The organism is Streptantibioticus ferralitis (assembly GCF_029223525.1).
GTDB lineage: Bacteria > Actinomycetota > Actinomycetes > Streptomycetales > Streptomycetaceae > Streptantibioticus_A > Streptantibioticus_A ferralitis.
Genome location: NZ_JARHTQ010000103.1, coordinates 1 through 641, shown reverse-complemented (window position 1 = coordinate 641; position 641 = coordinate 1). Strand labels below are relative to the sequence as shown.

General features: G+C 72.1%; 1 pseudogene. It reads right to left on the bottom strand.

Features of this window, described 5'->3' with window-relative positions:
* Positions 1 to 641: pseudogene (locus tag P2L57_RS39870) on the bottom strand (hypothetical protein); the annotation flags it as partial.

The following is a 641-nucleotide window of genomic DNA, read 5'->3' as shown; positions in this document are numbered from 1 at the left end:
GGACACCGCGCCGCGGGTGAGCACCCACAGCGGTGCCGTCAGCCCGGACTGGCGCAGCGCCTGGACCAGCCGCAGGGTCGCCGCCACCCCGGCCTCCTCGGCGGTCGGCAGCCACACCACACCGGCGTGATCCGTGCCGGCAAGCCGCTCCGCATTCACGTCGTCCAGCTCGATGACGGTCGCATCCGGGCCCAGGGCGTCGACGACACTGGTGACCCACGGATCGTCGCCGCCGGGCACGACCACCAGCCAGCGACCCGCGGGGGAGTTCTGCGGGAGTCCGTCGACCGGAACCCACTGCTGGCGGTAGCACCAGTCGTCGGCCGTCATCTCGCGGAGGCGGCGCTCGCGCCAGTTGAGCAGTGCCGGGACGACATCCGATACCACCTTGTCGTCGACGCCCAGCGTGCGGGCCAGCGACCCGAGGTCACCCTCGACGGACTCCCAGAACAGCGCGTCGACCAGGTCGCGGCCCGACGTCCGCTCCGGCAACACCCGCGGCCAGTAGCGGCGGCGCTGGAACGCATACGTCGGCAGATCCACCCACCCCGGCTCCCGCCCAGCGAACAACCCGTCCCAGGAGACCGGCACACCCTGCACGAACAGTTCACCGGCGGCGGTGAGCGCGCTCTGTATGCCAT